The sequence below is a fragment of the Streptomyces sp. NPDC057638 genome (assembly GCF_042800315.1).
Classification (GTDB): domain Bacteria; phylum Actinomycetota; class Actinomycetes; order Streptomycetales; family Streptomycetaceae; genus Streptomyces.
In genome coordinates this window covers 1-6,508 of sequence record NZ_JBHVHF010000375.1, presented here as the reverse complement: position 1 = coordinate 6,508, position 6,508 = coordinate 1, and the positions used below count along the sequence as shown (strand labels likewise).

The 6,508-nt window shown below is 71.3% G+C and carries 3 protein-coding genes; 2 read left to right on the top strand and 1 reads right to left on the bottom strand.

Translation table 11 applies throughout. The features are described 5' to 3' along the window. Positions 1-80: 80 nt before the first annotated feature. Positions 81-2,948, bottom strand: coding sequence for a leucine--tRNA ligase (gene leuS, locus ACFVIM_RS31210; RefSeq protein WP_384308523.1), 2,868 nt, complete (start codon positions 2,946-2,948; stop codon positions 81-83). A 594-nt stretch (positions 2,949-3,542) separates the two neighbouring features. Here leuS and ACFVIM_RS31205 point away from each other — a divergent pair. Together ACFVIM_RS31205 and ACFVIM_RS31200 are read left to right on the top strand one after the other, a co-directional pair. Next, positions 3,543-4,778 carry a hypothetical protein gene (locus ACFVIM_RS31205; RefSeq protein WP_384308520.1) on the top strand — a complete coding sequence of 412 codons (1,236 nt, stop codon included), beginning with the start codon at positions 3,543-3,545 and terminating at the stop codon, positions 4,776-4,778. Then, complete coding sequence (locus tag ACFVIM_RS31200; RefSeq protein WP_384308517.1) at positions 4,775-6,364, top strand: NADH-ubiquinone oxidoreductase-F iron-sulfur binding region domain-containing protein; 1,590 nt, start codon at positions 4,775-4,777, stop codon at positions 6,362-6,364. Before ACFVIM_RS31205 ends, ACFVIM_RS31200 begins: the two co-directional genes overlap by 4 nt. Positions 6,365-6,508: the final 144 nt, after the last annotated feature.

The following is a 6,508-nucleotide window of genomic DNA, read 5'->3' as shown; positions in this document are numbered from 1 at the left end:
GATCGGGGGTTCCGCAGGAACCCCCGATCTGCCCGTAGGGGAGACCCCGAGTCACCCCGGGGAGGATCCGGGGTCAGCCCCTACGCGGGGACGATGTTGACCAGCTTCGGCGCGCGGACGATGACCTTGCGGATCCCGGCCCCGCCGAGGGCCGCGACCACGGCGGGCTCGGCCAGCGCCAGCGTCTCCAGCTCCTGGTCGGAGATGGACGGGGAGACCTCCAGCCGGGCCCGCACCTTGCCCTTGATCTGCACCACGCAGGTCACGGCCTCGTCCACGACATAGGCCGGGTCCGCCAGCGGGAAGTCCCGGTGGACCACCGAGTCCCGGTGACCGAGCCGGTGCCACAGTTCCTCGGCGATATGCGGCGCCAGAGGAGCGATCAGCAGCACCAGCCGCTCGGCGACGTCACGCGGCAGCGGACCCCCGGCCTTGGTCAGATGGTTGTTCAGCTCGGTGATCTTGGCAATGGCGGTGTTGAACCGCAGCGCGGCCATGTCCTGGCCGACGCCGTCGATCGCCTTGTGCAGCGCGCGCAGCGTCGCCTCGTCCGCCGCCGCGTCGTCGACGACCGTGACCTCGCCCGTCGACTCGTCGACGACGTTGCGCCACAGGCGCTGGAGCAGCCGGTACTGACCGACGACCGCCCGGGTGTCCCAGGGGCGCGAGACGTCCAGCGGGCCCATCGCCATCTCGTAGAGCCGCAGCGTGTCGGCACCGTACTCGGCGGCGATCTCGTCGGGTGTGACGGCGTTCTTCAGGGACTTGCCCATCTTGCCGAGCTCGCGCTTGACCTGCTCGCCCGCGTGGAAGAACGCCCCGTCCACTTCCTCGATCTCGGCGGCGGGCACCGGGAAGCCGCGCGCGTCACGGTAGACGTACGCCTGGATCATGCCCTGGTTGAACAGCTTGTGGAACGGCTCGGCGGAGGAGACGTGCCCCAGGTCGAACAGGACCTTCGACCAGAACCGCGCGTACAGCAAGTGCAGGACCGCGTGCTCGGCGCCGCCCACGTACAGGTCGACCCCGCCGTGCGGCGTGCCCTCACGCGGGCCCATCCAGTACCGCTCGATGGCCGGATCGACCAGCTTCTCGTGGTTGTGCGGGTCCAGGTAGCGCAGCTCGTACCAGCAGGAACCGGCCCAGTTGGGCATGGTGTTGGTCTCGCGGCGGTAGCGCCGGGGACCGTCGCCCAGGTCAAGCGTGACGTTGACCCACTCCTCGTCGCGGGAGAGCGGCGTCTCGGGGCGCGTGTCGGCGTCATCGGGGTCGAAGGTACGCGGCGAGTAGTCGTCGACCTCCGGCAGTTCCAGCGGAAGCATCGACTCCGGCAGCGGGTGGGCGATGTCGTTCTCGTCGTAGACGATCGGGAACGGCTCGCCCCAGTACCGCTGACGGCTGAAGAGCCAGTCACGGAGACGGTAGTTGACCGTGGCCTCACCGATGCCGCGCTCGACCAGCCAGCGCGTGATCGCGGCCTTGGCCTCGTCGACGGCCATCCCGTCCAGGGAGATCTCGGCGTTGGAGGAGTTGATCGCCGGTCCCTGCCCGGTGAACGCCTCGCCCTCCCAGCCCTCGGGCGGCTGGACGGTACGGATGATGGGCAGCCCGAATGCCTCGGCGAACTCCCAGTCGCGCTCGTCCTGGCCGGGCACCGCCATGATCGCGCCGGTGCCGTAGCCCATGAGCACGTAGTCGGCGACGAAGACGGGGATCCGGGTACCGGTGACCGGGTTCAGCGCGTACGCGCCGGTGAACACGCCGGTCTTGTCCTTGTGCTCGGTCTGGCGCTCGACATCACTCTTGAGCTGCGCCTGCTTGCGGTAGGCGGCCACGGCCTCGGCGGGAGTGGCGGCACCCCCGGTCCACGCCTCCTTGACGCCCTGGGGCCAGTCGCTCGGCAGGATCGCGTCGATCAGGTCATGCTCCGGCGCCAGCACCATGTAGGTCGCGCCGAAGAGAGTGTCGGGGCGCGTGGTGAAGACCGTGACGTGCGCGTCCTCGTGCCCGTCGACGGAGAAGGTGACGCGCGCGCCCTCGGAGCGGCCGATCCAGTTGCGCTGCTGCAACTTGATCGCCTCGGGCCAGTCCAGCGCGTCCAGGTCGTTCAGCAGCCGGTCGGCGTAGGCGGTGATGCGCATGTTCCACTGGCGCAGGTTGGCCTTGAAGACCGGGAAGTTGCCGCGCTCCGAACGTCCGTCCGCGGTGACTTCCTCGTTGGCCAGGACGGTGCCGAGACCCGGGCACCAGTTGACCGGCGCGGAGGAGGAGTACGCCAGCCGGTAGCGCCCCAGGATCTCGGCGCGCTCGGCCGGGCTCAGCTCGCCCCAGCCGCGTCCGTCACCGGGGACGGCGCGCTCGCCGCTCTCGAACTGCTCCACCAGGGTGGCGATCGGGCGGGCCGTACCCGCCGCCTCGTCGTACCAGGAGTTGAAGATCTGAAGGAAGATCCACTGGGTCCACTTGTAGTAGTCCGGTTCGATCGTGGCGATCGAACGGCGCTGGTCGTGGCCCAGTCCCAGTCGGCGCAGCTGGCGCCGCATGTTGTCCATGGCCGCCTCGGTCGACACCCTGGGATGCGTGCCCGTGGCGATGGCGTGCTGCTCGGCGGGCAGGCCAAAGGCGTCGAAGCCAAGGGTGTGCAGCACGTTGTGGCCGGTCATCCGCTGGTGACGGGCGAAGACGTCGGTGGCGATGTACCCCAGCGGGTGTCCCACGTGCAGCCCCGCGCCCGAGGGGTACGGGAACATGTCCATGATGAACTTCTTGGGACGTTCCACCAGCGCGGAGTCTCCGGCGAGGTCACCGCTCGGGTTCGGCGCCTCATAGGTGCCGTCGGCCTCCCAGACGTCCTGCCAGCGTGCCTCGATGTCGGCGGCCATCGCGGCCGTGTACCGGTGCGGCGCGGCCGCCTCGACAGCGGAACCAGCGGAATTCGTCTCGCTCATGATCCTTAAAGCTCCATCGATCGTCTCTGCCAGCGGTTGAGAACAGGTGCCACAAACAAAAGGACCCCTCGCACAGGAGGGGACGCCGCGCCGATTCCGAACTGGACCTTGTCATCCGTCGGGACTGATCAGCGCGGCTCGCTAAGCAGAAGGCGTACGGCACGCATGGCGTCAGGGTACCGCAGGGCCTGTTCCCCGTGCGCGCAAGGCGCTCACACGCCAGCACCCGACCCGAGTTCCCCGCCTCGCCCGTTCGCGACTCCTACGGGCCGCCAAGGCCCGCCACGCACCCCTTTGGGAACACGCTGGACACCCTTCAGGGAAGAGCGCGGATCACCGAGACGATCCCGCGCGCTCACCCCATCCCTCCATCTCCTCAAGGGCACCGGAGGAACTCCATCCTCGCCCCTCGCGGATGACTACTCACGCCTCAGCCATCCCGTCTCGCCCCATGCCCCACACGTCCTGCCCGATCCCCCACCACCCGGTTTCCGCGTCTCACCGCAGCAAACCAGCCAACGCCATACCGCGCGGTATGTGCCCGACTTAGCATGCGTCAACGGGACCTCTTTGCCGCACTCTCGGAGTCACCCCATGAACCCTCATCACCAGAGCCGCTCGTTACCCACCCCGGCCGACGGTGTCGGACGCCCTGTGCGGGGCGGCCTCACCGCGGCCGTGGTCGCGCTCATCCCCCTGCTCGCGGTCGGCGGAGGCGACGGCTTCCGCGCCGCACTCGACTTCACCACCGGCGTTCTCTCCCTGGTGTCGCTGACAGCGTCCATCGCCTGGGGGCTGCTCGCCACCGACCGGCTGCTGCTCGCCCCACGCCACCGGCTGCTCGCCCAGGCCGTCCACCGCGCCACCGCCACGGCCGCGCTCGGCTTCCTCCTGCTCCACGCCACCGTGAAGGTCTCGCTCGGGCGGGTGGACCTGATCGGCGCACTCCTCCCATTCGGGCTCGGAACCACTGGCTCCGCCGCTCTCGTGGGCTTTGGCACGCTGGCCGGACTCCTCATGGTGGCCACCGCCGCCACCGGCGCGCTGCGCAGCGCCCTCGCCGCCAACACCACGGTCGCGGGCCGCTGGCGCGCTCTGCACACCCTGGCCTACCCGGCCTGGTGCCTGGCCCTGGTCCACGGCCTGTTCGCCGGACGTCCGGCCGCGACCTGGGTGGTGGTCCTGTACTGCCTGGCGCTGGCCACGGTCACGGCCATGGTGTCGGTACGGCTCCTGCCCCGCTCCCTCCAACGGCGCCTGGCGGCCCGGATCCTCAGCCTCACCGACCCAGCCGACCACGAGCCGTCCGGGAGCGGCACAGCCCCGCCGCGCGTCCCCCAGGGTGACGCGTTCCCCGCGTACTCCCCTCGCCGGGAGATGGGCACCGGTCACGCTCCCGCCGCGTTCGCCGCCCCCTCCCACCACCTCCGGATCGAGGTCCCGCCACCGCCCACCGCGGACCCCTTGGTCACACGCCCCGTGTACGGGGAGGTGACCCGTCCTCCCACCGCGCCCGGCTCCGCGATGTCGGCCGCCTACCGCGCGGTCTCACTCCCGGACGACAGAGCGCCGCGCCCGCACCGCGCCTGGCCCACCCCGTCACCGCCGCCTCCCTCCCCAGCCTTCGCCCCACCGCCCCCGTACCCGCCGTATCCGCCACCGACAGAGGCATACGGAGGCGCTGAGCCGCCCACCACGGCGGGGACACCCGGGGGCGAACCCCCCACCCGCCCGCCACAGGACGACCCCACACGGATCGCCCCCGGACCGCTCTACCCACCCCCCGCCGGGGAGCCCTGGCCCGCCACCCCCGCAGGAGACCAACGGTGAACACCCCTCTCCCCGATGTCCCCGAGGTCCGTGTCGTCGGCCTCCCCCAGCTCACCCAGGGGTTCGATCTGGTCGAACGGCTCGACCTGTCCATGCACCTGAAGGTGCATGGACCCTTGGAGCCCCTGAGCGGCGAGGTGCTCGCCCAGCTCTGCGAGGAGATCTCCCTGCGCGGCCGGGGCGGGGCGGGCTTCCCGTTCGGACGGAAACTGCGGGCCGTGGCGAAGTCCGCGATACGGCGCGGGGTCAGGCCCGTCGTCGTGGTCAACGGCAGCGAGGGGGAACCCGCGTGCCGCAAGGACACAGTGCTTCTCAACCGGGCGCCGCACCTGGTGCTGGACGGCGCGCTGCTCGCGGCCGAGGCACTCGGGGCGCGCACCCTGGCGGTGGCCGTCACACGCAACTCCACGGAGATCTCGGTGCGGGCAGCGCTCGCCGAGCGCGGCCTGTCCGACCGGCGCGGGCAGCGCCCGCGAGTGCGGGTGGTGCGCACCCCCGAGCGCATGGTCTCCGGCGAGGCGTCCTCGGTGATCCGGGCGGTCAACGGCGGCCCCGCGATCCCTCCGGGCCGCCGGACCCGGGCCGCGGACTCAGGTGTCGGCGGCGCGCCGACCCTCCTGTCCAACGCGGAGACGTTCGCGCAGCTCGCGGTGGCCGCGCGGATCGGCGCCCACCGCTACGCCCATACCGGAGTCGGCCCGGAGCCGGGCACGGTCCTGCTGACGCTCTCCGGCGCGGTCGCCCACCCGATGGTGGTGGAGGTACCCACGGGGGTGCCCCTGCGCTATGTCCTCAACCTCGCGGGTGCCCCGCCGGTCCCCCAGGGCGTGCTCACCGGCGGCTACCACGGCACCTGGATCGACGCGACGGCCGTGGACGAGACGATGGTCTCCCGGGAGTCACTGGCGGGCGTCGGTGGCTCCCTGGGCGCGGGCGCGATCCTGCCGATCGGCCCGGAGACCTGCCCACTGGGTGAGGCGCTGCGGGTGGCGCACTGGCTGGCGGCCGAGACGGCGGGCCAGTGCGGGCCCTGCCGACTGGGGCTGCCCGCGGCGGCGGGCGGGCTGACGGATGTGCTCAACGGTGGCGGCCCGGCCGCCCTGGAGGCGCTGCGGGAGATCACCCAGGCCGTGAGGGGCAGGGGGGCCTGCAAGCACCCGGATGGCTCATCGCGCTTCTTCAGCTCCACCCTGGCCGCGTTCACCGACGATCTCGCCGCCCATGTGCTGCGCGGCGGCTGCGGCCGTGAGACGGCGGGCGTGCTGCCCTTGCCCCTGCCGGGCTATGCCGACACTCAGGAGTCGATCCCGAGCGGTGAGAGGCTCGCCGTCGACTGGACACTCTGCCAGGGGCACGGGCTGTGCGCCGACATCGTGCCGGAGCTGATCCGGATCAACCCCGACGGCTACCCCTCGGTCGCCGACGCGATCGTCCCGACACATCTGCGCGCGGGCGCCCAGCGGGCCGTCCGCAGATGTCCGGCCCTGGCGATGCGACTGGAGCGGATAGGCGCCCCGGCGCCGTCCGGCATCCGGGCCGTACTGCCGTCTCCCGTCCGCAAGGCCCTCGGCAGCGGACTGGGCTGAGGCCCCTCCCCACCACGGGGGGGCAGGAGCAGTGCCGGGTATACAGAAAAGCGGGGGGGCCCCCCCAAGGGTGGTACCCCCCCCCCATCTTTTTGTGCGAAAGCGAAAATTAAAACAAAACACAATGAATCCAAAGAAAACCCG

What these genes read in the sequence shown, in the direction of transcription:
- leuS (WP_384308523.1), bottom strand. Translation starts at nt 2,948, where the DNA reads ATGAGCGAGACGAATTCCGCTGGTTCCGCTGTCGAGGCGGCCGCGCCG.
- ACFVIM_RS31205 (WP_384308520.1), top strand. Translation starts at nt 3,543, where the DNA reads ATGAACCCTCATCACCAGAGCCGCTCGTTACCCACCCCGGCCGACGGT.